This is a genomic window from Gillisia marina, from assembly GCF_000258765.1.
In the GTDB taxonomy this organism is placed as follows: Bacteria; Bacteroidota; Bacteroidia; order Flavobacteriales; family Flavobacteriaceae; genus Gillisia; species Gillisia marina.
This window is the reverse complement of the sequence record NZ_AJLT01000079.1, coordinates 1-1,146: the sequence shown is the minus strand read 5'-3', so window position 1 is coordinate 1,146 and position 1,146 is coordinate 1. Positions and strand designations below refer to the sequence as shown.

At 32.9% G+C, this 1,146-nt stretch carries 1 protein-coding gene; it reads right to left on the bottom strand.

From position 1 onward, the window contains the following. Positions 1 to 136: 136 nt before the first annotated feature. Entirely contained in the window at positions 137 to 991 is an 855-nt protein-coding gene (locus tag ON07_RS13470; RefSeq protein WP_010232471.1) for a hypothetical protein, read from the bottom strand. Positions 992 to 1,146: the final 155 nt, after the last annotated feature.

The following is a 1,146-nucleotide window of genomic DNA, read 5'->3' as shown; positions in this document are numbered from 1 at the left end:
AACGGTCTTGGTTAACGCAAGTAGCGTGGAGTAGGGACGGCTTCTTGTCGGCTTAGTTGTTTGTTAATTGATGTCTAAAATAGCACTTTTCACTGGACTGCCCGCTATTTGCTGGTAACCGATGTTACCTGACGTTTTATTGTTTTGAATAATCACTTAATTTTAAGTTTGTTAAACTACCATCAATATTGGTGTAATTAAGTTGTACAAATCCATATTCAGGACTGAAATATGCCTTTAATTTTGTTTCACCAATTCTGCTATTAGCTGTTGATTCAATTACATAACAATCAATATCACCTAAATTTGTTTTTAAACTTTTTCTATCAGTAATCTTATAATTGTATTTATTCTCTATTTGTCCTTCCCAAGCTTTCCATCGTTTATCACTCCATCCATCGCCAATCTCAAGTGTCCAATTCCATTCATTTCCTATTTCGTAAGGTGTTTTTATATATGGAAACGGATTAATTTCTAAAATGGAAAAATATTTATCTCTTGGTGGATGCATCCAAATGTTATCCTCATTTTCTATTACTCCAGAAGAAGAAAGAAAGGGAGCTTTGCCATTTTGAAGTAAATATTCATATTGGATAATTGTCTGATTATAGTCAGGATTATTATTTATCATAGGTTCCAGTCCTGGCTTAACTGTAATCGATACTTTATGAATAGTAGTTTCATTTATGGAATCTGTTGGAACGAACTTCCATCTTTTCATGTAATCTTTTACGCTTTCATCCCAAGTGAATAAAAGTTTTTCATTTGTCGGTGTAATGTGTTCAATATCATAGGTGAAAATTACACCTTCCTTAAATGTCAGATTATTTTGAGTGTATCGATTTTGGTCAACATTTGTAGAATCAAATTTTTCTACCGAAATCCCAGAGTCATCTATGAGTATATAATCTTTTTCTACTTCTTTAATTTTTTCATTGCAACTTAACGTTATAAATATTACTACTAAAATCAGAATGTTTATTGCTCTCATAAATTTTGGTGTAAAATGACAGGTAACGGTCTTGGTTAAGGCAAGTAGCGTGGAATAGGGACACGTTCTTGTCGGCTTTGTTGTTTTTTACTTGATGTCTAAAATAGCACTTTTCACTCGAATGCCCGCTATTTGCGCTTAACCGATGTTGGCAA